This is a genomic window from Brucella pseudintermedia (assembly GCF_008932435.1).
GTDB lineage: Bacteria > Pseudomonadota > Alphaproteobacteria > Rhizobiales > Rhizobiaceae > Brucella > Brucella pseudintermedia.
In genome coordinates, this window is the sequence record NZ_WBWE01000025.1 from 1 (window position 1) to 23,821 (window position 23,821).

The following is a 23,821-nucleotide window of genomic DNA, read 5'->3' on the forward strand; positions in this document are numbered from 1 at the left end:
TCGACACCGACAATGACCGGACCTGGGGTGGTATCGGCGCTGGCGGCACCTATGCCTGGGCCGACAACAAATATGCCGTCTATGGCGAGGGCACAATTAACACCGCGCTCAACCACTTCGCCGACAGTTACACCCTCAAGGGCACCGTCGGTTTCAAGGTCAAGTGGTAGACCTCCTGACATAGGAAGGACCACCGAAAAACCTGAAGCTCCCGGCTCCGCGCCGGGGGCTTTTTTTTGAACCAAATGACCAAGGTGATGATACATTTGGCTTCATATGAAGCATTCCACCATTGCGTCTTGGCGCTACATCGGGCGGAGAGCCCGCATCACCGGCATAAATCAGATAATATGTATTATGGAACTAAGCCGCTTTCGTTTGTATGGGCGATCTTGCGGCAGGTCTCGTTGTTACATTGGCCAAGACGGCTCTGTGCATGATGTTCGGCTGTCAGCATTGTCAGGCTTCGATGAATTCGGCGGGCAAAGCCCGATCGTTCCAGCTTGCTATCCATGATGAAAATCTGCGCGAATCAGGTGACGCCGAGCGGCCTTTCGGTACTGACATTGACCACCAGAAAGCCCGGCATTTGTGGACTTTTTATAGCATGGCGGCTTCCCGTCAGAGTTATGTAAATTCCCCCAAACCGGAATTGTCCGTACCCAAATAATAGCAGGATGTCCGCATCAAAAAACCAGAATATATTAATTAAGTCAAACCGTTGATAAGTCCTCTTGCAAGTGGCGATCTTATCCATAAGATGCGGGGCATTTCAAAAATTTCAAAGGAGGGGTTCACAGATGTATCGCAAATTTCTACTGACAGGTGTGTGTCTTCTGGCGCTGGCCGGCGCTGCTTCAGCCGAGGTCGTTCTCAACCGCGGCAACGACACCGATCCGGCCACGCTTGACCATCATCGCACTTCGACGGTGGCCGAAGGCAATGTCCTGCGCGACCTTTATGACGGCCTCACCATTCAGGACGCGGACGGCAAGGCAATTCCGGGTGTGGCGAAATCCTGGGACATTTCCGAAGACGGCACGGTCTATACCTTCCATCTGCGCGATGACGCAAAATGGTCGAACGGCGATCCGGTCACCGCGGGCGATTTCCAGTTCACCTTCCGCCGCCTGATGGACCCGAAGACCGCCGCCGGTTATGCCAGCATGTTGTTCATCATCAAGAATGCCGAAGAAATTGCCGGCGGCAAGAAGCCGACCGATCAGCTTGGTGTCGAGGCCGTCGATGACCATACACTCAAGGTGACGCTGAACTCCCCTGCTCCCTATTTCCTTGAACTCCTGACGCACCAGACCGGCTTCCCGCTGCACCAGAAAAGCGTCGAAGCCAATGGCGACAAATTCACCACGCCCGGCAAGATGGTCACGAACGGCGCCTATATGCTGGAAAGCTTCACGCCGAACGACAAGATCGTGATGAAGAAGAACCCGCATTATTACGAAGCGGATCAGGTCAAGATCGATACGGTCAACTGGATACCGTTCGAGGACCGTGCAAGCTGCATGCGCCGTTTCGAGGCGAAGGAAGTGCAGATCTGCTCCGACGTTCCGGCCGAGCAGATGGACTATGTGAAGAAGAACCTTGCCAAGGAATTCCGCCTGGCGCCTTACCTCGGCGTCTACTACCTGCCCGTCAAGGGCAAGACGGCCGACAGCAAGCTGAAGGACCCGCGCGTCCGTCAGGCCATTTCTCTGGCCATTGACCGCGATTTCATCGCCGATCAGGTTTGGCAGGGCTCCATGCTGCCCGGCTATTCGATGGTTCCTCCAGGCATCGCCAACTATGTGAAGGATGCGCCGAAGCTCAACTATTCCGACGACATGCTGGAACGCGAAGACAAGGCCAAGGAACTGTTGAAGGAAGCAGGCGTCGAACCGAACACTCTTTCGGTCGAACTGCTTTACAACACCTCGGAAAACAACAAGAACACCATGGCCGCCATTGCCGATCAGCTCGGCAATATCGGCATCAAGGCATCGCTCAACGAAACCGAAGGGGCAACCTACTTCAACTTCATGCGTGACGATGGCCCGTTTGACATCGCCCGCGCTGGCTGGATCGGCGACTACAACGATCCGCAAAACTTCCTCTTCATCAGCCAGAGCGATGTGAGTTTCAACTATTCCAAGGTGAAGAACGCCGATTACGACAAGAAGATGGCTGAGGCCGAGAAAACCCTTGATCTGAATGCCCGCGCAAAGGTTCTGGCCGAGGCCGAGCAGATCAAGCTTGATGAATTGAGCAATATCCCGATCCTCTATTATTCGTCGCGCGCGCTCGTTTCGGACAAGATCGACGGTTGGAACGACAACCTGATGGATAGTCACAAGACGCGCTGGCTTTCGTTAAAACAATAAATTTTCAGCTCGGGCTGCGCTTATCGGCGCGGCCCTTTTTCTTCCCGTAGTTCCGGAAACGCCCTTTTTCGGGGTGCATATTTTGTAAAAAAGCATATGGGAGCTTTTAATGGTTCGCGGAATTTTGATGACAGGCGTTTGCCTGATGGCGCTTGGCGGCGCCGCATCGGCAGAAACAGTACTCAACCGGGGCAATGATACCGATCCCGCCACGCTGGACCAGCAACACACGACCACTGTTTCGGAAAACCGTGTCCTGCGCGACCTTTATGAAGGTTTGCTGACGCAGAACGAAAAAGGCGAAGCCATTCCCGGCGCCGCATCCTCCTGGGACATCTCCGAAGACGGCCTGACCTACACGTTCAACATGCGCGAGAACGCCAAATGGTCGAACGGCGATCCGGTTACCGCCGGCGATTTCGAGTTCACTTTCCGCCGCATCATGGACCCTAAAACCGCTGCCGGATATGCCAGCGTCCTCTACGCCATCAAGAATGCCGAGGAAGTCGCAACCGGCAAGATGCCGCTTGACCAGCTTGGGGTGAAGGCGCTCGACGACAAGACATTGCAGATCACGCTCAAGAACCCTGCCCCGTATTTTCTGGAACTGCTCACCCACCAGACCGGTTTTCCGCTCAACCGGAAAGCCGTCGAGAAATTCGGCGACAAGTTCACCTTGCCCGGCAATCTCGTGACCAATGGCGCCTATACGCTCGTCAGCTTTAATCCCAACGACAAGATTTCCATGAGGAAGAACCCCAACTACTGGGATGCTTCCAATGTGAAGATCGATGCGGTGAATTGGATACCGTTTGAAGATCGTGCAAGCTGCATGCGCCGTTTTGAAGCGAAGGAAATCGACATCTGTTCCGATGTTCCAGCCGAGCAGATGGACTATGTGAAGAAGAACCTGAGCGGCCAGTTCCGCCTCGCCCCCTATCTCGGCATTTATTATATCGACATCAAGGGCGAGCCTTCGAGCAAGCTGCGCGATCCGCGCGTGCGCAGGGCCATTTCCATGGCTATCGACCGTGATTTCCTCGCCGATGAAGTCTGGCGCGGCGTCATGCTGCCGGCAAGCTCGATGGTGCCGCCCGGCATCGTGAATTACGTCAAGGACGCCCCGAAGCTGGATTTCGCGGACGAGGACGTGCTGGACCGTGAGGACAAGGCCAGGGAATTGCTGAAGGAAGCCGGTGTCGAGCCGGGAAGCCTTTCGGTAACGCTGCGCTACAACACCTCGGAAAACCACAAGAATACAATGGCGGCAATCGCCAACATGCTGGGCAATATCGGCATCAAGGCGACCCTGAATGAAGTCGAGGGAACGACCTTCTACAATTACCTTCAGGAAAAGGGGATGTTCGACATCACCCGCGATGGCTGGATTGGCGATTATAACGATCCGAATTCGTTCCTCGAGCTCTATACCACCGGCAATTACTTCAATTATGCCGAGTGGTCGAACAAGGATTACGACGCGCTGATGGCGAAATCCGCAACCACGACCAATCTCGCCGACCGGGCGAACATCCTGGCTGATGCGGAGAAGATTCTGCTCAGCGAAGGAGCCGTCGTGCCGCTGATGTATTATTCGTCCACCGCTCTCGTTGCCGACCGTGTTCAGGGTTATGAAAACAACCTGATGAATTCGCACGGCACGCGCTGGCTATCCCTGAAGAACTGAGAACGCAAAAAGCAAGGCCCAAGAAGCATTTCCGGCAAAGGTGCGAACGTTTTTGCGCAAGGGAAATTCGTGAGGACAAAGAGATTGGGATTTGCCGGATCGCTGCAAGGCGGTTCGGCAAAGAAGGGAAGAGAACATGCTGGGCTATACGCTCCGACGATTGGGTAGTGCGATACCCACGATATTCATCATCATCACGCTGACGTTCTTTCTGATCCGGCTGGCGCCCGGCGGACCTTTCGACCTGGAAAGGCCCATCGACCCGCTGATCCTGGAGAACCTCAAGAAGGCCTATAATATGGATGCGCCGCTGTGGCAGCAGTATCTGATTTATCTGGGCAATCTTCTGCATGGCGACCTTGGGCCAAGCTTCACGCGGCGTGACTTTACGGTGAATGATCTCTTCGCGTCCGGCCTGCCGGTTTCGATCGTGCTCGGCACGCTTGGCCTCACGCTTGCGGCGATCATCGGAACGTTTCTCGGCACGCTTGCCGCTTTGAAACAGAACTCGGCCATCGACTATTTCGTCGTGGCGCTCGCCACATTCGGCATCACCACGCCAAACTTTGTCGTGGCCCCTCTCCTCAGCCTGCTGTTCGGCGTCATTCTCGGCTGGGTCCCGGCTGGCGGCTGGTCCTCGGCCAATATAAGCTACTGGATATTGCCGGTGCTCACCCTTGCATTGCCCCAGGTCGGCGTCATTGCGCGCCTCGTGCGCGGCGCGACGATCGAGGCATTGCGCGCCAACCACGTGCGCACGGCGCGCGCCTATGGCCTGCCTTCCCGTGTGGTTGTGGGCGTTCATGCATTGCGCGCCGCCATGCTTCCCGCCGTTTCCTATCTCGGCCCCACCGCCGCTGGCCTTCTCACCGGTTCGGTCGTGGTCGAGACGATCTTCGGCATCCCCGGCATCGGCCGTTACTTCGTGCAGGGCGCGCTCAGCCGCGATTACACCCTCGTCATGGGAACCGTTGTCGTCATTTCGATCTTCATCGTGGTTTTCAACCTGATCGTCGATCTTCTTTATGCATGGCTTGATCCGAGGGTTCGCTATGACTGATCTTACTGTACCGACGGAAACAGCCCGGCTGGAAGTCCCCAGCCGCTCGCTCTGGCAGGATGCATGGCTGCGCCTGCGCAAGAACAGGGCCGCCGTGGCAAGCGCCATCGTGCTTTTGCTGATGGCTTTTCTGGGCGTGTTCGGCCCGATGCTGAGCCCGCATCCCTATGACAAGATTTATCCGCAGTTCGTGCGCGTGGCACCGAGCCTCGAAGCCTATCCGCGCGCGGATACGATCATGCCGGGCCTTGAACGTGAACTGGCGCGGGCGCGACTGAAGGCTGCCGGTGAGCCAGCATTGACCGGCAACAATGTTGTTGTCGATTTCACCGCGCAGCGCCCGACAGACGAGCGTGTGCTGCGCTATTTCGAGCGTTCCGACCTGTTCAGCAATCCAAAGATCGAACTGGCGCAGGACGGGCTTTCCGGCAAGCTGACGCTCAATGTCAGCCGCAACTATTTCCTGCTCGGCACCGATAATCTGGGCCGCGATCTGATGACCCGCATCTTCGTCGGCGTTCGCATGTCGCTCGCCATTGGCCTGCTGGCCTCTGCAATGTCGCTGATCCTGGGCGTGTCCTATGGCGCTATTTCGGGTTATCTGGGCGGCCGCATCGACAATGTGATGATGCGGCTGGTCGATATTCTCTATTCGCTGCCCTTCATCTTCTTCGTGATATTGATGCTGGTCTTCTTCGGACGATCCATTTTCATCATCTTCATCGCCATCGGCGCGACGGAATGGCTGGATATGGCGCGCATCGTGCGCGGACAGACCTTGAGCCTCAAACGGCAGGAATTCGTGCAGGCGGCGGAGGCGCTCGGCGCGACGCGTAGAGGCGTCATCACCCGCCACATCATTCCCAATGCGCTCGGTCCCGTCATCGTTTTCGTGACGCTGCTGGTGCCGAAGGCAATCCTGCTCGAAAGTCTCCTTTCCTTCCTCGGTCTTGGCGTTCAGGACCCCCTCACCTCTCTTGGGCTGCTGATTTCCGAAGGCGCCCAGAACATGCGCGGCGCCGGCTGGCTGTTGATCTGGCCTGCCGCAACGCTGACCATCATCCTGTTTGCGCTGAACTTCCTTGGCGACGGCCTGCGCGACAGCCTCGACCCGAAGGACCGCTGAGATGACAAGTGAAAACATTCTGAGCGTGCGCGACCTGAAGGTCACTTTCGACACGCATGACGGCCCGGTCGAGGCCGTGCGCGGCATCAATCTCGATGTCCGGGCGGGCGAGACCATCGCCATCGTGGGAGAATCCGGTTCGGGCAAAAGCCAGACAACCATGGCGCTGATGGGGCTTCTGGCCCAGAACGGCAAGGCAACCGGCCAGGCGCTTTATCGCGGACAGGATCTGATCGGCATGCCCGAAAAGAAGCTGAACACCATCCGCGGCGCAAAGATCACCATGATCTTTCAGGAGCCGATGACGTCGCTCGACCCGCTCTACCGGATCGGCGACCAGCTTGCCGAGCCGCTGCGCTATCATCGCGGGTTGAGCAAGAAGGATGCGCGCCCGCGTATTCTCGAACTGCTCAAGCTCGTCGGCATTCCCGAACCGGAACGCCGCATCGACAGCTATCCTTATGAGCTTTCGGGCGGGCAGCGCCAGCGCGTCATGATCGCCATGGCGCTCGCCAACGAGCCGGATATCCTCATTGCAGACGAACCGACGACCGCGCTCGACGTCACCATTCAGGCGCAGATTCTGGATCTTCTGGCCAATCTGCAAAAGCGGCTTGGAATGGCAGTGATATTCATCACGCACGATCTCGGCATCGTGCGGCGCTTTGCCGACCGGGTCTATGTGATGCGCTCCGGCGAGGTGGTCGAAACGAACGAAACGGAAAAGCTCTTCAGCGCTCCCGAGCACGCCTATACGAGGATCCTGCTCAATGCAGAGCCGGAAGGCGAGAAAGCCTCTCCCGGCGACGATGCGCCGGTGCTCGTTCGCGCCGACAATGTGAAGGTCAATTTTCTCATAAGCAAGCCGTGGTTTGGCGCCGCCAACTATCTCACCGCCGTCAACAATGTCTCGCTGACGCTGAAACAGGGCCAGACCATCGGCATTGTGGGTGAATCCGGTTCCGGCAAGTCCACGCTGGGGCGCGCCATCCTGCGGCTGATTGCCTCCGAAGGCCGCATCGCCTATCTGGGGCAGGAATTGCCGCACGAACCGCAGGCGATGCGGCCCAAGCGCCGCGAATTGCAGCTCGTCTTTCAGGACCCGTTCGGCTCTCTCAGCCCGCGCATGACGATCGGGCGCATCATTACCGAGGGGCTTTTGATCCACGAACCGAACCTTTCGGCAAAAGAGCGCGACCGCCGCGCGCAGGAAGCGCTGAAGGAAGTCGGCCTTGATCCGGCCATGCGCAACCGCTACCCGCACGAATTTTCAGGCGGGCAGCGCCAGCGCATCGCCATCGCGCGCACGATGATCCTTAAACCGCGCGTCATCGTGCTCGACGAGCCGACAAGTGCGCTCGACCGTTCGGTGCAGAAGCAGATCGTCAACCTTCTGCGCGACCTGCAGAAAGACCATGGACTGTCCTATCTCTTCATCAGCCACGACATGGCTGTCGTGCGCGCCGTCTCCGACTATGTGATCGTCATGAAGAACGGGAAGATTGTCGAGCAAGGCGACACCGAACAGGTCTTCGATCATCCGCGAGAGGATTACACCAAGGCCCTGATGGCGGCGGCACTCAGCGAAGAGCGCTTCGGCACATGACAAGCTGGCGGAAATGGACCTGATTTTCAGGTCCATTTTCTTTCCCGCGTGAGGGTTCAGGCAACGTTATGCAGCTCGGTGCATACCTTGTTGCGTCCCAGATTCTTGGCGCGATAAAGCGCGGCGTCCGCCCGGTGGAATACGGTCTGGAAATCACGGTCTCCCGGCGTACAGAATGCGATGCCCGCACTGGTCGTCGTGGAAAAATCTCCGGCCAGCGCTTCAAAAACCGTCGCTTCAAAGGCTTTGCGGATCGCATCAGCCAAAGAGAGAACCTCGCTGTTCGGTTTCTGTCTCAGGACCAGCACAAACTCCTCGCCGCCGACACGCGAAATCAGGGCCTCGCTTCTGACATGGCTGCGCAGGACATTGGCAAAGCTTCCCAACACCCGATCTCCGATGATGTGGCCGTGCGTATCATTGATCGACTTGAACGCATCGAGGTCGAAGATCACGACGGAATCGCCGAGCTGCAACTCATCATCGGTCAGCATGTCGTAAAGGGCGCGCCTGTTCAGCAATCCGGTCAGGCTGTCGGTGCGCGCGTCATTGGCATGGCGGCGCGCAATACGCGATTGGGTGAAATTCAGCGACAGGGCGCCAATGCCCGTAATGCCGATAATTACCGTTATGGCATTGATGTTTTCAGCCCAGTTGCTTGGAATCGTGGTCATCACCCATTGCCGGTCGTAGAGGATCACCGCACCGCACAGAAAGAATGAAACCGCCGTCACGACATAGAGCGCAATCATGCCCGTCACGGACACTGGCGCCTCCCGATAGACATGAAAATACTCTTTTGCCGTCATCACAAGCAACAGGGCCGATGTCAGGTTGAAAATTGCCGTGCCGGTGCCCGTCTGCCCCGCCAGAATCGGAAATATCGTGGCGCAGATCACGGCAATCGCCAGAAAGATCAAAAAGCGGCCGCGGATCGCACGGCCCGAAATCTGCCGCGAACCGAGGATCAGCAGTATGAAACCGATGCTTTCGAGGGTGAAGGCGACAATGGAAGCCGTGGCGAGCGGAAGCGGCCCGGCATAATAAACCACTGCCCCCGTGCCGAGCAGGATCATGCCAAGGCACCCCCACAGCAAGAACCTGTCGCGGGAGTTCTGGTACCAGACACTCAGGATCGTCAGGGCTACTGCCAGGGCACAGATACCCGCCGCAAAAAACAGAGTATTCTCGTCAAATCCCAAAGATGCCTTCCCCCGCCGCAAGACGCCGCCTGACAGACTTTACTTCAGCTCTTTATAATAAGCGATAAGCAATCTGCTTCCGCTGAGCAAGCATCGGGCGATGCGGCACCTTAACCGCAGAAGCTAAAAACTTTTTTATTCCGGCCACTTGAACAGCCGCTGCGGCTTACTAAATCGACGCCGTCACACTAACATTTTCGTTCGATCAAATGGAGGTTCTGATGAGCGACCGTTTGTTTGACAGTCCTGTATTCGTTAAGGACGGCCCCTATCTCATTCGCGAAATTGCCTGCGTTGAAGACGCAATAGACTTTCTTTATGAATGGCCGGAGCATGACCGCGATGTCATATATGAAATGACATGGAAGGCATGTTGCGATGCGCAGAACGGTCTCAAGCCGTTGAAGGTCGCGCGCCATGCGGTAGCCGGCTTCGCCCTCAAGCGAAATATTCTCGAAGAACCGCAAACAGCAATTCCATGGACATCGAACGCTCGATCCGGCAGCGGCAGGGTTCCGGCATAAGAGTTCCCTGATGCATTGGTATTTTGTGATCGAAGGGACGATCCTTGCAGCCCTTTTGACGGTAACAGCGGCGCTGGTGTGGAAAAATCAGCGCAGGCGCTGATCATATAAAGCAAAACCCCGGCACCCAATGGGCCGGGGTTTTGCTTTTTCCGGATAAGGACATGCATTTTCAATGTTTCAGCTAAAACCGGAAATGCCCTGTCCTCCGATCTGCATCAAGCTGCCAGCGAAGCCATGTCGATCACGAAGCGGTAGCGCACGTCGCTCTTCAGGACGCGTTCATAGGCTTCGTTGATTTCCTGGATATTGATCTTCTCGATTTCGGAAACGATGTTGTGCTGGCCACAGAAGTCCAGAATTTCCTGGGTTTCCTTGATCGATCCGATCATCGATCCCGCGAGCGACTTGCGGCCGGGAACGAGCGAGAAAGCATGCACCGGCACCATATGTTCCGGCACGCCGACAACAACCATCGTGCCGTTTACCTTGAGCAAGGCGAGATAGGCATTCCAATCGATGGCGACACCGACGGTGCAGATGATGAGATCGAACGTTCCGGCCAGTTTTTCAAAGGTAGCCTTGTCGCTGGTGGCGTAATATTCATGAGCGCCGAGCTTGAGACCATCTTCCTTTTTGGAAAGCGACTGGCTGAGAACCGTCACATGCGCGCCCATCGCGTTGGCAAGCTTGACGCCCATATGCCCGAGTCCGCCCATGCCGATGATCGCGATCCGCTTGCCGGGGCCCGCATTCCAGTGGCGCAGCGGCGAATAAAGCGTGATGCCCGCGCAAAGCAGCGGCGCTGCCGCATCGAGCGGGAGATTGTCGGGCATGGAAAGAACATAGCCTTCCTTGACGACGATATGATCGGAATATCCGCCCTGCGTCCGTCCCTTTCCTTCCGCATCGGTGCTGTTGTAGGTCTGGATGAGACCGGGGAGATACTGCTCGTTGTCGACATCCCGGCTGGCGCAGCCGACACAGGAATCCACGAAACAGCCGACACCGACCTTGTCGCCCACCTTGAACTTGGTGACGGCATCGCCCACGGCGGTGACGACGCCCGCGATTTCATGCCCCGGAACGATTGGGTAAACGGCATTCTTCCATTCATTGCGGACGGTATGGATGTCGGAATGGCAGACGCCGCAATACTGGATCGAGATGACCACGTCATCCGCGTTGGGCTCGCGCCGTTCAAACGTGAACGGAACCAACGGCTCGTCTGCATCCGTAGCAGCATAACCTCTTGCTATGGCCATGATAGACTCCATTTATTGGATTGGGGAAGCAGACGGAATATGCCGGAGACACGTGCGGAAGCGGTAGACCGATCCTGCAAGCTTCTTGCACGATCCTGCAAAGATGCCTGCTTCACGATTGCGACACAGGTCTGCGTGATAGATAGTCGCTCCATTCCAACTCATCCGAAGCGGATCATCCATGACGTCACTGACAGACACCTATGAGGAGCTTGCCGCTCTCGCGGAGCGTTTCACCGGACAGGACGGCGAATATCGCACGCCAATCGAAGGTCTGGGGATCAGCAGGCGCACGACGCCGAGCATACCGTGCCACAGCAGCTACCGGCCTTGCCTCGCCATGGTGTTGCAAGGGGCAAAATCGCTGCGCCTCGGTTCGGAAACGATCAACTATACCAAGGGCGAATATCTGGTGACGTCGCTCGACCTGCCTGTGACATGGCGCGTGGTCGAAGCGAGCCCGGAAGCACCGCATCTGTGTCTTGCTCTCGCCATCGACAGCGAAAAACTGACCGACCTGATCGGCCGTGTCGATGTTCGCAGGCGAATGATGGTCGATGGCGATCAATGGGGGATCACCGTCAATGCCGCGCCTGCTGGATTGCTTGACGCGGCCTTGCGCCTGCTGCGCCTTCTCGACAGTCCCGACGACATTCCGGTGATGGCGCCGCTGATCGAGCAGGAAATCCTCTATCGCCTTCTGACGGGTCCTGGCGGCGAGCGGCTGATCAACATTGCCACCGCCGACAGCCAGGCCAACCGTATTGCGCGGGCCATTGCCTGGCTGCGCCAGAATTTTGCAGCGCCGTTGCGGATCGAACAGCTGGCAGAGCACGTCAATATGAGCGTGTCGTCGTTTCACCACCATTTCAAGGCGATCACGGCGATGACGCCGGTACAGTATCAAAAGCAGCTGCGCCTGAACGAAGCCCGCAGGCTCATGCTGGTCGAGCGGCTGGACGCCGGAACGGCAGGCCATCGCGTGGGCTATCAAAGCCCGTCGCAGTTCAGCCGCGAATACAGCCGCTTCTACGGAAACCCGCCCATGCGCGACATTGAAGCAGCGTAGATAATAAAACGGCGGAACTCGCGTTCCGCCGTCGTTTTCTTGTCAGTGGGTCTGGCTGCTGCGGACCGCTGCGACGTCAGCCGCCTTCACCGGCCCTGCGCTGTTGCCCCATGCGGAGCGGACAAAGGTAGCCAGTTCGGCAACTTCGTCATCCGTCAGGCGGTCGGCATAGCCCTGCATCACCAGACGCATCGGACGCTTTGCCGTGGACGGAACCTCCGCACCGTGCAGGATGATCGAGATCAGCGGCTTCGTTTCCGAACCGGTCACGAGATCATTACCCGCAAGCTCGGGGAAGATTCCCGGCGCGCCCCTGCCCGTCACGAAATGGCAGGCAGCGCAGTTGTCGATATAGAGGCGCGCGCCAAGCGGCATGTCCGGAGAAGCCTCCGTCAGCATCTTTGTCGTTGCCTCGCCGGCGGCGTCAGCCGGGGCGGCTGGCAGGGCCTTGGATGCCTTCACGGCAAAGTCCTGCGGCACTTCAACGGCAGCACCGTCAATACCCTTCAGGAATGCGGCAATCGCCAGATTGTCGGCATCGGTGAGATGCTGAAGCGAATGTTCGACCGCAAGGCCCATTTCGCCATTGGCTGTGGAGTAGGAGTTGCGGCCTGTTGCAAGATAGGTCGCCAGTTCCTCGATGGACCATTTCTGCGGAGCGGAGTTTTCGCCGCGCAGCGATGGCGCGTTCCAGCCATCGACAACACCGCCGGTGAGGAAGTCCTTGTCACCGACCTGCGTGCCGCTCTGCGCCATCAGCGGATTGCGCGGGCTGTGGCAGGCGGCGCAGTGAGCGGGGCCCTCGACCAGATACTGGCCGCGATCCTGTGCTTCCGACTTGCCTGCCGCCTTGAAGCCCGCTTCCTGACCGAGAGCCAGCCAGTTCCATGCACGAATGCCGAAACGCATGTTGAACGGGAAGCCGAGCTTGGTTTCCTGAACGACATTGTTCACCGGCTCCACCTGATGCATGAAATAATCATACAGCGCACGGACATCTTCTTCCGTCAGCTTGCGATAGTTTTCATAAGGCATTGCCGGATAGAGATGCACGCCATCGGCGCGAATGCCGTCATAGAGAGCGGCGCGGAACTGGTCGAGCGTCCAGTTTCCGATGCCGGTTTCCTTGTCCGGGGTGATGTTGGTCGTAAAGATCGTGCCCATCGGGCTTGCAATCGGGCGTCCGCCGGCAAAGGGCTTGCCGCCTTCCGCCGTATGGCAGGCCATGCAGTCAGATGCATACATGACATATTGGCCCTGCCCTTCGGCAGGTTTCCAGTCCGCAGCCAGTTCCTTGGTCGGCTTGGTGAGTTGCACCGGCACGAAGATGAAGGCCAGCAGCGCAACAATTCCGATGACGACAAGTGCGCCGATTATGCGAAGAAAAGTTTTCATCACCATTCTCCTCAGATCAGCGGACGCGGATTGGACAGGTATTGCGTGCGGATCGCATGTGCAGTCGAATAGGCAAGTCCGCCGAGCAGACCTGTCGGATTGTACTGCGTGTTCTGCACGAAATTGCCCGCGCCGGTGAGGAACACGTTGTGTTTGTCCCATGCCTGCGAATAGCGGTTGACCACGCCCTCACGCGGATTATCCGACATGATATGGCCGCCCGTATTGTGCGTCGTCTGGTATGGACGCACGTCATACTGCGCGCCTTCCTTCTTGAAGGAGGACTGCATCAGGTCCGGATTCATCGTCTTGGCGAGCGCTTCCATCTTTGTCTTCATGAACTGGGTCATCCGGATATCGTTCGGATTCCAGTTGAAGGTCATGCGCATGAGCGGACGGCCATGGCGGTCCTTGTAAGTCGGGTCCAGATCGAGATGGTTGGTTCGGTAAGACATGTGCGAACCATGGCTGCCGATCGACATGGAATGGCCGTACCATTCGGCGATGGCCTTTTTCCACGCGCCGCCCCAGGCCGGTGTACCGGATGGCAGCGCCATGCTGCGGATCGGCTGGCCGTTGGTCTGGCCCGCGCGCCAGTACGAACCGCCGATGAAGCCTTCGCGTCCGAAATCGATCTGGTTGACACCGAAATCGTCGATGCACATGCCGTTCGCTCCGGTGCCGATGAACGGATTGAACTCCTCATCCTTGAAGAAGAGCGTCACGCCGCCATTCATCTGGTACGCATAGTTGCGCCCGGTGACGCCCTCGCCCGTTACCGGGTCGTATGGCTGGCCAATGCCCGACAGAAGCGCCAGATGCACGTTGTTGAGCGAGAAGGACGCAAGGATGACGATGTCGGCGGGCTGGAAGACTTCTTCCTGCGTCGCCTCGTCGAAATAGGTCACGCCCGTGGCGGTCTTGCCGTCCGGCGCCATTTCGACGCGCAAAACTTCCGACTCCGTGCGATAGGAGAAGTTCGGCATGCGCTTCAACGCATCGAGAATTGCCGTCTGCGGCGACGATTTGGAATATTGGTAGCAGCCGAAGCGCTCGCAGAAACCGCAGTGATTGCACGGCCCCATCTGCATGCCATATTCATTGACATAGGCGGTCGAGGCAATGCCGCCCGGCGACGGGAACGGGTGGTAGCCCATGCCCTGGGCCGCATCGGCAAATTTCCGTCCGTCCCAGGTCGTATGCATCGGCGGCATCGGATACTCATTGGAACGCCAGCCCTCGAACGGGTTGCCGCCCTCAACGATCTTGCCCTTGATGTTGCCCGCCTTGCCGGAAATGCCCGCGACACGCTCGAAACGGTCGAAGAACGGCTCAAGTTCGTCATAATGGATCGGATAATCGCCAAGGAGCATGTCTTCGGGAATGATCTGCTCGCCCCAGCGTTCCTTTACGTAGGAGCGCAGGCGCAGTTCTTCCGCTTGCGGACGCCAGTTCAAGCCGTTCCAGTGCGTGCCTGCTCCGCCGACACCGTTGCCGGGCAGAAACGAACCGAAGCTGCGGTAGGGCAAGGCAACTTCGTCGGCATTGCGGCGGATGGTGACGGTCTGCTGGCTGGCGCGCTGCATCATCTTCAGGCGCACGCCATATTTCAGCTCGTCGATCATGTTGGGATATTTGAAATCGGGGACCGTGTTCTGGTCATGCCCGCGCTCAAGCGCGACGATTTCAAGCCCTTCCTGAGCCAGTTCCATCGACAGAATGGCGCCGGTCCAGCCAAGGCCGACCACCACCACGTCTTTTTTCTTTTCCTGACGTGCCATGCTCAAGCCCTCTCGCCCTTGATCGAAACCGGACCCAGCGGGTAGCGGACATTGTAGCGTTCGACCCATTCCTTGTAGCTGCCGCGCGCACCGGGGAAGCCGATATAGCTCCACGCCTGCATCCCGTGATTGCCGCCATACATCGGATCGGCGAAATAGCCTTCCTTGGTGTTCTGCAGCAGAAGCGTGAAGAAGTCGCGCAGTTCAGGCTGCAAGCCGACCTCGCCTTTCTGCAATGAGGTCAGGGCGGCGTCCTGCTGTTCGGTCGTCAGGGCAGAAAAAGCCGCGCCATATTTCTGCTCGCACCATGCGTTGAACGCGGGAATGCCCTGCCGGTAAATCTGCGCGGGGTTGAGCGGCGTCTGCCAGCCGCGCGTCGGATCGGCGGACGGATCGTGGGGGCCGACCATGTACCAGTCATCCGCGCGACCGAAATCGCCGGCGAGCTGGAGATCGATGAATACGGGAACACGAGCTTCGATGGCGCCGGGGCCATCGCCTTCGGACGGGATCAGCCTTGCCGTCGCGGCAAGAATGAAAGCCCATTCGACTTCATTGAAATACTGGCGTTCATATTGTTCGAGTGGAACCGGGGGAGTTTGCGGTTCCGCTTTTGCTGAGACAGCGAGCCCTGAAAGCACCACGCTTGCTGCGGAGGCTTTCAGAAAACTGCGACGACTCGGATATCCGGGGAGGTCGGTCATTGTCGTTTCCTGCCGATTAGGTGGGTAAGACTTTTGGGGTGTTTCCGAGAAAATTCCACGATACGCAGATGAGAAACATGAGCGCTGGATACACATACCTCCAACATAGTTCAAATATCTTGTACCCTAGTTGTGCATAAATGTGAGCAGTTCATTATAAAAGTGAGCCTTATGCACATTCGCAAAGCCCTGCAGAACGACCGGAAACCGCCTGCTGGAGCCGGTTTGCGGAGTGATTTCACAATCGCGTGAATGCTAAATTTGCCCCGCCGAATATTGCCCGCTAACGTCATTCAGCCCGCTTCGGGAGGCAGAATTCGCCTCGACTGCCCGGAACCGGCACTGGCTTTTCACGTTGAAAGCGGTGGCAGAAAGGGGTCATTATGGTGATGTCGTGGTTTCCGCGCGACGGGAGTGAAGCGAAGGGAGGTCAGAAAAATGAAGGCACGCACAGCGACTGTCGGTGATCTTGAAAGCGTTTTTCATGACCTTTCAAGGCGCATGGCGATCGAATATATCGCCGCCGGCAAGGACACCAAGGCCGCCTATGACAACCTGATGATGAACCTGCGGGAAGGCCGTGCGCATGCCTTGCTGCAAAACGATAAGGTGGTGGCAATCATTGCCTGGCACGAGGCGGACGGCGCGACCGACACGCTTTTTGCGGCGAAGGAAGAATTCTTCAACCGCAATACGGTGCGCTTCTGCAGACAGCATATCCGGCAGATTCAGGCGCTGGCAGGCGGTCTGCCTGTCCACTCGCGAAGCTGGCTCGACCGTTCCGACATTGTGAAATGGTTCCGGATCATCGGCTATGAGGAAAAGGGCATCGAGAATGGCGCCCGGCTTTTCGAGCTGCCCGCCCCCACTGATGCGATAGTCTCCGCATGATTTTCGCCGCCGGAACAGTTTCGGCGGTTTCCCCGGTAAAAGCAAAATCCGACCGCAAAGCCATCGAACTTGAGAAGTCTGTTCCTTGATGAATAGGGCTCGTTAGCTCACCATCACACCATGGACACGAGCTATATCTATATCGCCATCGCCCTGCTTCCATTCCTGCTTTGGAGCACGATCATCGTCGTGCTGTCGGAACTGGATATCGACGCCGGTCATACGGACCGTGACAGCACGGGTGGAGATCGCCCGACCGAGGACCAGATGGCGGACGTCGTGACCATTCCCTACGGCCTGATCTTCCCGCTTTATTATCACACACCGACCGCAACGCGCGAAATCGGCTGACCGTTCCCAATGCGCAGCACAACCTTTGTTGGCAGGCGCTCACACCTGCCAGACAGGGTTGCCGCGGCGCAGGCAAAGTGTTGCAGATTGATCGCAGCCGCCAACCTGCTCTGAGCCTTCCCCTCCGATTGCCCGCTATTAATTGTTGACTTTATTACTCCATTTTATAGTTGAGTACGATACTCCAATTTAATGTCGTTGAGAGGGGGCTCTCGCGGCATGCTTGTGAACCGAGGGACACACATGCATTTCAATTCCCGCCACGGTCGGCTGAACTTGGCTTTGACCTGCTCCACCCTTCTTGCTTCGACTGCGATTTCGCTTGCTCAGGATAGCGCGCAGCCACTCGTTCTCGACACGGTTACGATCCAGTCGCAGAGCAACGACACCCTCGTTCAGGACGGATATGTCGCCAAGCGGGATCGTGAGGGCACCAAAATCGACACGGATATCATCAGGATTCCGCAGTCCATTTCGGTCGTCACCCAGCGCCAGATGGAAGACCAGAAGCCTGTTACGCTCAACGACGCGCTGAGCTATACGGCGAGCGCCAATCCGAACAATTTCGGCTTCGATACACGGTATGATGCGTTCTATCTGCGTGGTTTTCCGGCCTATTACACCGGCATGTTCCGCGATGGCCTGCGCATCATCAACGGCCCGTCCGCCTGGCTGAAAACCGAGCCTTACGGTATTGAAGGCATAACCGTACTGAAGGGGCCGGCTTCCTCCCTCTATGGCGTCAGCGGCCCCGGCGGTCTCGTCAACGTTGTCACCAAGCGCCCGAAGGAGGAAGATTTCCGCGAAGTGGAGTTGCTGTTCGGCAGCCACAATCGCTATCAGGCAGCTTTCGACCTGTCCGGCCCCGCCAACGAAGACAAAACATTCCTCTATCGCATTACCGGCCTTGGCCGCATCAGCGATACGGAACTGCCCGGTTATCCAGACGACAAATATTATATTGCGCCATCCTTCACCATAAAGCCGGATGAAGACACGCGCTTCACATTCCTCAGCGAGTTTTCCCGCTCCGTGACCGGCGGCACGGCTGCATTCTACAACCCGTCCTACGGCGAGGTTTCCGACCTTTACGAAGGCGATCCGAACTATAATGATTTCGTGCAGAAGCAAGGCCGCGTGGGCTACGAATTCGAGCATCGCTTCAACGATCTCCTGACCGTTCGCCAGAATGTCCGCTACAGCGACGTCGATGCAGACCTTGAATATAGCGGCCACTATCTGCCCGAAGACAGCACCGATCTTGCCCGCTACTGGGGCCACTATAAGGAGCGGATGAAGAACTTTGTCGTCGACACCATGGCGCAGTTCGATTTCGAAACCGGTGCCCTGACCCACAAGGCAATCGCCGGCATCGACTATGCCTGGTCGGACTACAAGGTCCATAGCGGCCTTTCCTATGTGTCCGTTGAAGACATCCGCGCAATGGATATTCCGTTCGACGGTGCCCAGAAGATGAATCAGGTCGGCATCTATGCGCATGACCAGATCGAATGGGACAACCTGACCGTATTCGGAAGTGGCCGCTATGACTGGGTAAAGTCCACGACCACGGATGCCGACCATGCCGACACCAGGCAGAACGACAGCGCATTCTCCGGTCGCGTCGGCGTCGCCTACAAGACCGAATGGGGCCTTATTCCTTACATCAACTATTCGACCTCCTTCTCTCCCAATATCGGCTTTGTCTATGATGATGTCATGAGCGACGAAAAGCACGTCGCGAACCCGACCATCGGCCGACAGAAGGAGATCGGCGTCAAATATGAGATTCCCGGCTATAACGCTGTCATCAGCGCTTCATTGTTCGACATCGACCAGAAGGACGGCATCGTACTCGATGCATCTTCCGGCATGAACAAGCAGCGCCAGCTCGACCTTAATTCACGCGGCTTCGAGCTTGAGGCTAACGCCACGCTCGACAATGGCATCGGCATCATCGCTTCCTATACCCACTTGCGGGTCAAGATCGACAAGGGCGCGGAAGGCACCGTCGGCAACGAACTCTCCGGCACGCCGAATGATGTTCTTTCGCTCTGGGGCAATTACAAGATCGAGAACGGCGTATTGGCAGGTCTCGGTCTCGGCTCCGGTATTCGCTACGTCAGCTCCAGCTACGGCGACGACCTGAACAGCTTCAAGAATGATTCCCGCATCATGGTCGATGCCGCCGTGTCCTACGATTTCGGCTATCAGGATCCGAAGCTTGAAGGCGTTCTGCTGCAGGTCAATGCCAAGAACATCTTCGACAATCGCGACCCTGTCTGCACCGCTGGCTATTGCTATCAGCAGGAAGGCCGTCAGGTCTTCGGCAGCCTGCGCTACCGCTTCTGATCGTCCAAATGGAGCCGATGGATAAAGCACCCTCGCCGGTCGCCGTGTTTGCGACGATCAGCGGGCTCTACATCGCACAGAGTGTCATTGGTGGCATAACCTGGACAGGTTTGCCGGCGATAATGCGCGACAATGGCGTATCGCTCGACCAGATCGGCCTCGTTTCGCTGATCATTCTGCCCTGGGCGCTCAAATTTCTCTGGGCACCCGCGGTCGAGCGTTTCCGGCTGCCCCCAGTGGGCAAAACCCGCACCGCCTCCATCATCCTTGGCGGCGGCCTCCTGTCAGTTCTTTGCCTTCTTGCCGTCGGCTTCGTCGATCCGGGGCAAGTCTATCTGCTCCTCACCATTCTGGCTGTCGTTGCCTTTGCCACAGCCACTGTGGACATTGCCTGTGACGGCTTTGCCGTGCAAAGCCTGTCGCCGGAGAATTACGGTTGGGGCAATGCGGCGCAGGTGGGCGGCGCTTATCTTGGCTCCGCCATCGGTGCTGGTGCTTTTCTGGTTCTCGTTGACAAAGCGGGCTGGCAGGTCGCCATATGGACCATGGCCGCAGTCCTCGTGCTGCTGGGCCTGCCTTTTGCATTCTTTTCCCGCGACCGTAACAGGGCCGAAGACCGTCCGCACACCCCCTCCCTGCTGGCCGCATGGCGACGGCCCGAAATCAGACGCGGCCTTGCAGCGGCTGCGCTCTATGTGATTGCACAAAAGGCCGGACTGGCGATGCTCGGCCCGTTTCTTATCGATGCCGGGCTTGACCTCACGACAGTCGGCATTTTGAACGGAGCCGGCAGCATGTTCATCGGTCTTGCGGCGGCGCTGGCTGGGGGCTGGCTGGTCCGTATGTTCGGCGTTCGCGGGATTTTGGTCGCGGCCCTGCTGTTGCAGGCTTTCTGCTTCCTGTTCTTTGCCCTCCATTCCACCGACAAGAATGCGGGCGTCGCCCTCATCGCGGTAGCAATTGCCAGCTCGTCGGGCGTTGTGGCGCTTGGTTTCGTCGCGCTTTATGCGCAGTTCATGCACTGGTCTGACCCGAAACAGGCGGGTGTCGACTTCACCCTGTTCCAGTGCATGGATGCCCTCATCAGCATGGGGGGCGGTGTCGCAGCCGGCTATCTGGCGCAATATTTCGGATATGGACCGTTCTTCGCAGGCGTCGGCGGCATCGCAATTCTCGCAGTGCCGCTGATGTGGAATCTCTGCCGCCCTCGCCCACCGCATTAGTTGCATATAGCGGTCGATTGCACCCAAGCCTTAACCGAATTCTGACGATTGGCCGCTATTTGAAGGATAGCAGCCAATCGGGGGGAATCATGGCCTGGAAATTTATGTTTGCAAGTGCCGTTCTTGCTGTCGCTCGAACGATGCCGGGGATCTTCATCGCGAACAAGGGGCCAGCCGTGGTCTCCGACAATGCGATGGACATGGAATTGAAACCGGCGCCGATCAATCCCGACTGGGTGCTGGAAGGCAATCCGAAGGCCCGCTCCAGCGAGCAATCGGCAAGCAGGGACGGAGCCGCCTATACCGCCATTTGGGACTGCACCGCTGGCACCTTTCGCTGGTATTTCGGCTGGGATGAGACCGTCTATATCCTGGATGGCGAAGTCCACGTCACCGATGCGGACGGCGGCACGCGCACCTTGCGGACAGGCGATGTTGCCTATTTCCGCGGGGGCACATGGGCAACGTGGAAAATTGACAACTATCTGCGCAAGGTCGCCTTCATGCGCCGCACCCTGCCAGCACCCGCTTCATTCATTTATCGCGCGAGCGACGCCGCAAAACGCCGTCTGAGTCGCCGCAAAAGCGGCACGTTCAACTGATTGCCGGTTTGCAAACCGGGCGGCTCCAGCATTCGCGCCCGTCCGATTGACGGCCGATCCCGGTTTTCAGTATAAACCTCCCATGGCTTTTGCCATACGCGATGGGAATGGGGTTCTCCCGAAACTGCCAGCAATTGGCTGATGACTCCTGCTTGGATCGAAACAGGAGAAGAGCGCGATGCCGCGCGAAGCGGAAACCAGCTTCCAGATGGCAAGGCCTCTATCCATTATTGAATGGACATGGAACAATGCAAGCAACCCTCATGGTAGCGCTCGGCGGAGCGATCGGAAGTGTCGCGCGATACTGGCTTGCCCTCTGGATGCTGCCGATCAGCCGTGAACTTCCCTGGGGCACCATCGTCGTCAATATTATCGGTTCGTTTGCGATCTCGTTTTTCGGCGCGTTGACGCTGGACCAGGGCCGCTTTCCCGTCCCCGAAATCTGGCGCATCGCCTTCATGGTCGGCGTGTGCGGCGGATTCACCACTTTCTCCTCATTCAGCCTGCAGACAATGGATCTCCTCCGGGCAGGTCAACCCGGCAAGGCACTCTTCAACATCGGCTTTTCAGTCGTGCTGTGCCTCATCGCGGTGTGGCTCGGATTGCTTGCCGCAGAACGATTCAATGGCGGCATAGAACAGGTCGCACAGAATGCCATTGAAGAAGAAGCTTCCTAGGGTGGTTCAAGTAAAAACGCAACCATCTGGAACGGCTCCCACCATTTTTTGCGCATATCCAATGCAAAACCGCATGGCACTGCCTCTTGCTTAAAAACATTTATTGTTTATATAATATATTTAAAATATACAAAAAATAAAAATCGATCCATATTATCGTCACGATTTAATTGACTATTCAATTCCTGAGTATTATAAATTATTCATTATATTAATTTATGGTAATATTCATTATGGAAATCGACACCTTATCCGTCCTTCAAATAATTTCTTTGTTTGCAGTTGTCGTGGCAATAATGTTCATGATTTTTATTGGCATTAACACCAGTGGAACATTATGAATATTTCCGGTCGTCCTCGGAAGACCGCAGGCCAAACCTCACTTGCTTGACCGCGATGAATGCTGCCGCAGCTTATGCGGACGCGACAAATGCCAGGCGTCATAACTTGACGGCCTGATTGCGGACATCCACGAAATGGGCCATCAAATCGGGGTTCGGTCGCATTCCGGACGGGAAAATAAGCTTTGCTTGCCGTGCTTCGCTTGGCGTGACGCCAAAGCGCGCACGAAATCCTCGCAGAAACTGATTGCTGCTCGAAAAGCCGTAGCGGAAGGCAATTTCGGAAATAAAGCGAGACGAACGATCTGTTCTGGTTAACTCCAGGAACGCAGCATCCAGCCGCATGTCGCGCAGCACCTTGGCCACGCCGCCATCTGCTGCAAACGCGCGATAGAGATGGGAACGCGATACCTTGAAGCGACGTTGAATAAGTTCCAACGACATTTCCGGCATATGGATATTCTGCGACATGAACTCCAGAACCCTTTGCCGCAACACCAGCCCAAGCGGTGAAGAGAAGTCATCATTTTTGTCGGATTCTTCTCCTCTTAACGCAGCCGCCAGCAATCCGATGACAGCTTCCTCCACCGCTGCGGCCTGCGCATCGGACAATGAAGGACTGAGCGCGTAGAGGCCGCCGAGGCACGTGACCAGATATTGGGTCATCGGCTGCTCCGCCTTTAGAACAACTCCATGAAGATTTCTAAAGCCAACGGCTTTTTCGAGGGGTTTGCGGCTGATCAGGACGGAATCCCTGTGACCCGCCTCGGTTTGACTTCTGAGCGTCTGCGTCAGATCTGCGATCAGGATATCGCCGACATCCGCCTTTACATTGACGCCGTTGAAATCGCCCCTCATCCCTCCTGAGGTCGCAATCTGCACGAAATAATAGTCCAGGCCGCCTTGCACGATGCTCCGCCGGTCGCGATTGAACTTTTGACCGTTGAACGTCGTTGACCCCACCACCAGAGAACCGAGTGGGCGCGCCCGCAGGATTCCTTCCAGCGGTGAATTCCATTCGTCCGGAATGGGTGACGGCTCAAAGACCGGGCCTGCTGCGGCGCGCCAGAAGTCTGTACGATCTTTCCGCTCAACCATGGCGGTTGAAATAAAGATGTCGTTGGCTGTCATGACAGCGCCGAACGCCCCCTGCCAGTTTCTCCGGCAGGGATGTGAAAAACATCGGATACCGATAACAACGATTGCAAAACCATGCTCCCGTTTGAACTTTTACCTTGGTTGAGACGTATGGATGACCGAAAGGAGATGAAACGATGGGTTATCCTCTGCCATCCTTTTCCAGATATGTGTATTTTGCCTTCCATGCCCTTCATCCATTCAGAAATGAATGGCTGAAATACAGGCTAAAAAACGTCTCCTAAGGTTCAGGGTCAAAATATTGACCGCAATCGGTCGGCACCATAGCATTTGCAGGGCCGGATAGCACCACCGTTTTAAGCGTAACGGCCCGATTGCTACCGCCTGTTGAAGCAAAGCCTCGTGACGTAAGACACGTCTTTAGCGACGACGTTAATGACGTGTCTTGAGATTGAGGTAGACGATGCGGATGGAGATACTGGGTCACGA

21 protein-coding genes and 1 riboswitch are annotated in these 23,821 nt (G+C 57.0%); of the genes, 15 read left to right on the forward strand and 6 right to left on the reverse strand.

The features are described 5' to 3' along the window. The 7 genes from F9K78_RS22395 to F9K78_RS21340 all read left to right on the forward strand — a co-directional run. On the forward strand, nt 1–170 hold a 170-nt coding region (locus F9K78_RS22395; protein WP_151682103.1), incomplete at its 5' end, for an autotransporter outer membrane beta-barrel domain-containing protein. Nucleotides 171–382: 212 nt separating this feature from the next. After that, nucleotides 383–670: a hypothetical protein gene (locus F9K78_RS21315; protein WP_121987312.1), complete on the forward strand. Its 288-nt coding sequence runs from the start codon at nt 383–385 to the stop codon at nt 668–670. 130 nt (nt 671–800) lie between these two features. Then, nucleotides 801–2,378: a peptide ABC transporter substrate-binding protein gene (locus F9K78_RS21320; RefSeq protein ID WP_121987313.1), complete on the forward strand. Its 1,578-nt coding sequence runs from the start codon at nt 801–803 to the stop codon at nt 2,376–2,378. Between the two features lie 109 nt (nt 2,379–2,487). Further along, nucleotides 2,488–4,065: a peptide ABC transporter substrate-binding protein gene (locus F9K78_RS21325; RefSeq protein ID WP_151682732.1), complete on the forward strand. Its 1,578-nt coding sequence runs from the start codon at nt 2,488–2,490 to the stop codon at nt 4,063–4,065. 136 nt (nt 4,066–4,201) lie between these two features. After that, entirely contained in the window at nt 4,202–5,125 is a 924-nt protein-coding gene (locus tag F9K78_RS21330) for an ABC transporter permease (RefSeq protein WP_121983879.1), read from the forward strand. After that, on the forward strand, nt 5,118–6,251 hold the full coding sequence (locus F9K78_RS21335) for an ABC transporter permease (RefSeq protein WP_121987315.1): 1,134 nt from the start codon (nt 5,118–5,120) through the stop codon (nt 6,249–6,251). Before F9K78_RS21330 ends, F9K78_RS21335 begins: the two co-directional genes overlap by 8 nt. A gap of 1 nt (nt 6,252) precedes the next feature. Further along, the gene (locus F9K78_RS21340; RefSeq protein ID WP_121987316.1) at nt 6,253–7,857 is read left to right on the forward strand and encodes an ABC transporter ATP-binding protein; all 1,605 of its coding nucleotides are present in this window, start codon (nt 6,253–6,255) and stop codon (nt 7,855–7,857) included. 56 nt (nt 7,858–7,913) lie between these two features. Here F9K78_RS21340 and F9K78_RS21345 read toward each other — a convergent pair whose 3' ends face one another. Continuing rightward, a complete protein-coding gene (locus F9K78_RS21345) occupies nt 7,914–9,059 on the reverse strand; it encodes a GGDEF domain-containing protein (RefSeq protein WP_121987317.1) in 1,146 nt (381 codons plus the stop codon). Between the two features lie 221 nt (nt 9,060–9,280). Here F9K78_RS21345 and F9K78_RS21350 point away from each other — a divergent pair, with 221 nt between their 5' ends. Then, nucleotides 9,281–9,583 (forward strand): DUF982 domain-containing protein, encoded by a 303-nt coding sequence (locus F9K78_RS21350; RefSeq protein ID WP_121987318.1) that lies wholly within the window; start codon nt 9,281–9,283, stop codon nt 9,581–9,583. Nucleotides 9,584–9,801: 218 nt separating this feature from the next. On the opposite strand, the gene F9K78_RS21355 is transcribed toward F9K78_RS21350, so the two are convergent. Beyond that, a complete protein-coding gene (locus tag F9K78_RS21355; protein WP_121987319.1) occupies nt 9,802–10,848 on the reverse strand; it encodes an NAD(P)-dependent alcohol dehydrogenase in 1,047 nt (348 codons plus the stop codon). A gap of 181 nt (nt 10,849–11,029) precedes the next feature. On the opposite strand from F9K78_RS21355, the gene F9K78_RS21360 reads away from it, so the two are divergent. Beyond that, a complete protein-coding gene (locus F9K78_RS21360) occupies nt 11,030–11,917 on the forward strand; it encodes an AraC family transcriptional regulator (RefSeq protein ID WP_121983885.1) in 888 nt (295 codons plus the stop codon). A 42-nt stretch (nt 11,918–11,959) separates the two neighbouring features. Here F9K78_RS21360 and F9K78_RS21365 read toward each other — a convergent pair whose 3' ends face one another. Genes F9K78_RS21365 through F9K78_RS21375 form a run of 3 tightly spaced genes read right to left on the reverse strand, consistent with a single transcriptional unit; the run spans nt 11,960 to nt 15,797 of the window. Next, the gene (locus F9K78_RS21365) at nt 11,960–13,312 is read right to left on the reverse strand and encodes a cytochrome c (protein WP_121987320.1); all 1,353 of its coding nucleotides are present in this window, start codon (nt 13,310–13,312) and stop codon (nt 11,960–11,962) included. 11 nt (nt 13,313–13,323) lie between these two features. Continuing rightward, nucleotides 13,324–15,093, reverse strand: a complete 1,770-nt coding sequence (locus F9K78_RS21370; RefSeq protein ID WP_121987321.1) for a GMC family oxidoreductase — start codon at nt 15,091–15,093, stop codon at nt 13,324–13,326. Between the two features lie 2 nt (nt 15,094–15,095). Beyond that, nucleotides 15,096–15,797: a gluconate 2-dehydrogenase subunit 3 family protein gene (locus F9K78_RS21375; protein WP_121987322.1), complete on the reverse strand. Its 702-nt coding sequence runs from the start codon at nt 15,795–15,797 to the stop codon at nt 15,096–15,098. Nucleotides 15,798–16,235: 438 nt separating this feature from the next. Between F9K78_RS21375 and F9K78_RS21380 the strand changes: the two genes are divergently transcribed. From F9K78_RS21380 to crcB, 6 genes are all read left to right on the forward strand, one after another. After that, complete coding sequence (locus F9K78_RS21380) at nt 16,236–16,688, forward strand: hypothetical protein (RefSeq protein ID WP_121987323.1); 453 nt, start codon at nt 16,236–16,238, stop codon at nt 16,686–16,688. A 120-nt stretch (nt 16,689–16,808) separates the two neighbouring features. After that, complete coding sequence (locus F9K78_RS21385; RefSeq protein ID WP_121987324.1) at nt 16,809–17,039, forward strand: hypothetical protein; 231 nt, start codon at nt 16,809–16,811, stop codon at nt 17,037–17,039. Nucleotides 17,040–17,282: 243 nt separating this feature from the next. Then, nucleotides 17,283–19,391, forward strand: coding sequence for a TonB-dependent siderophore receptor (locus F9K78_RS21390; protein WP_121987325.1), 2,109 nt, complete (start codon nt 17,283–17,285; stop codon nt 19,389–19,391). Nucleotides 19,392–19,408: 17 nt separating this feature from the next. Beyond that, nucleotides 19,409–20,614 (forward strand): MFS transporter, encoded by a 1,206-nt coding sequence (locus F9K78_RS21395; RefSeq protein ID WP_121987349.1) that lies wholly within the window; start codon nt 19,409–19,411, stop codon nt 20,612–20,614. Nucleotides 20,615–20,703: 89 nt separating this feature from the next. Beyond that, the gene (locus F9K78_RS21400; protein WP_121987326.1) at nt 20,704–21,216 is read left to right on the forward strand and encodes a cupin domain-containing protein; all 513 of its coding nucleotides are present in this window, start codon (nt 20,704–20,706) and stop codon (nt 21,214–21,216) included. 94 nt (nt 21,217–21,310) lie between these two features. Further along, nucleotides 21,311–21,374: riboswitch (Fluoride riboswitch) on the forward strand. A 90-nt stretch (nt 21,375–21,464) separates the two neighbouring features. Continuing rightward, nucleotides 21,465–21,893, forward strand: a complete 429-nt coding sequence (gene crcB / locus F9K78_RS21405) for a fluoride efflux transporter CrcB (RefSeq protein ID WP_121987327.1) — start codon at nt 21,465–21,467, stop codon at nt 21,891–21,893. Nucleotides 21,894–22,333: 440 nt separating this feature from the next. Here crcB and F9K78_RS21410 read toward each other — a convergent pair whose 3' ends face one another. After that, the gene (locus F9K78_RS21410) at nt 22,334–23,365 is read right to left on the reverse strand and encodes a helix-turn-helix domain-containing protein (RefSeq protein ID WP_121987328.1); all 1,032 of its coding nucleotides are present in this window, start codon (nt 23,363–23,365) and stop codon (nt 22,334–22,336) included. Nucleotides 23,366–23,821: the final 456 nt, after the last annotated feature.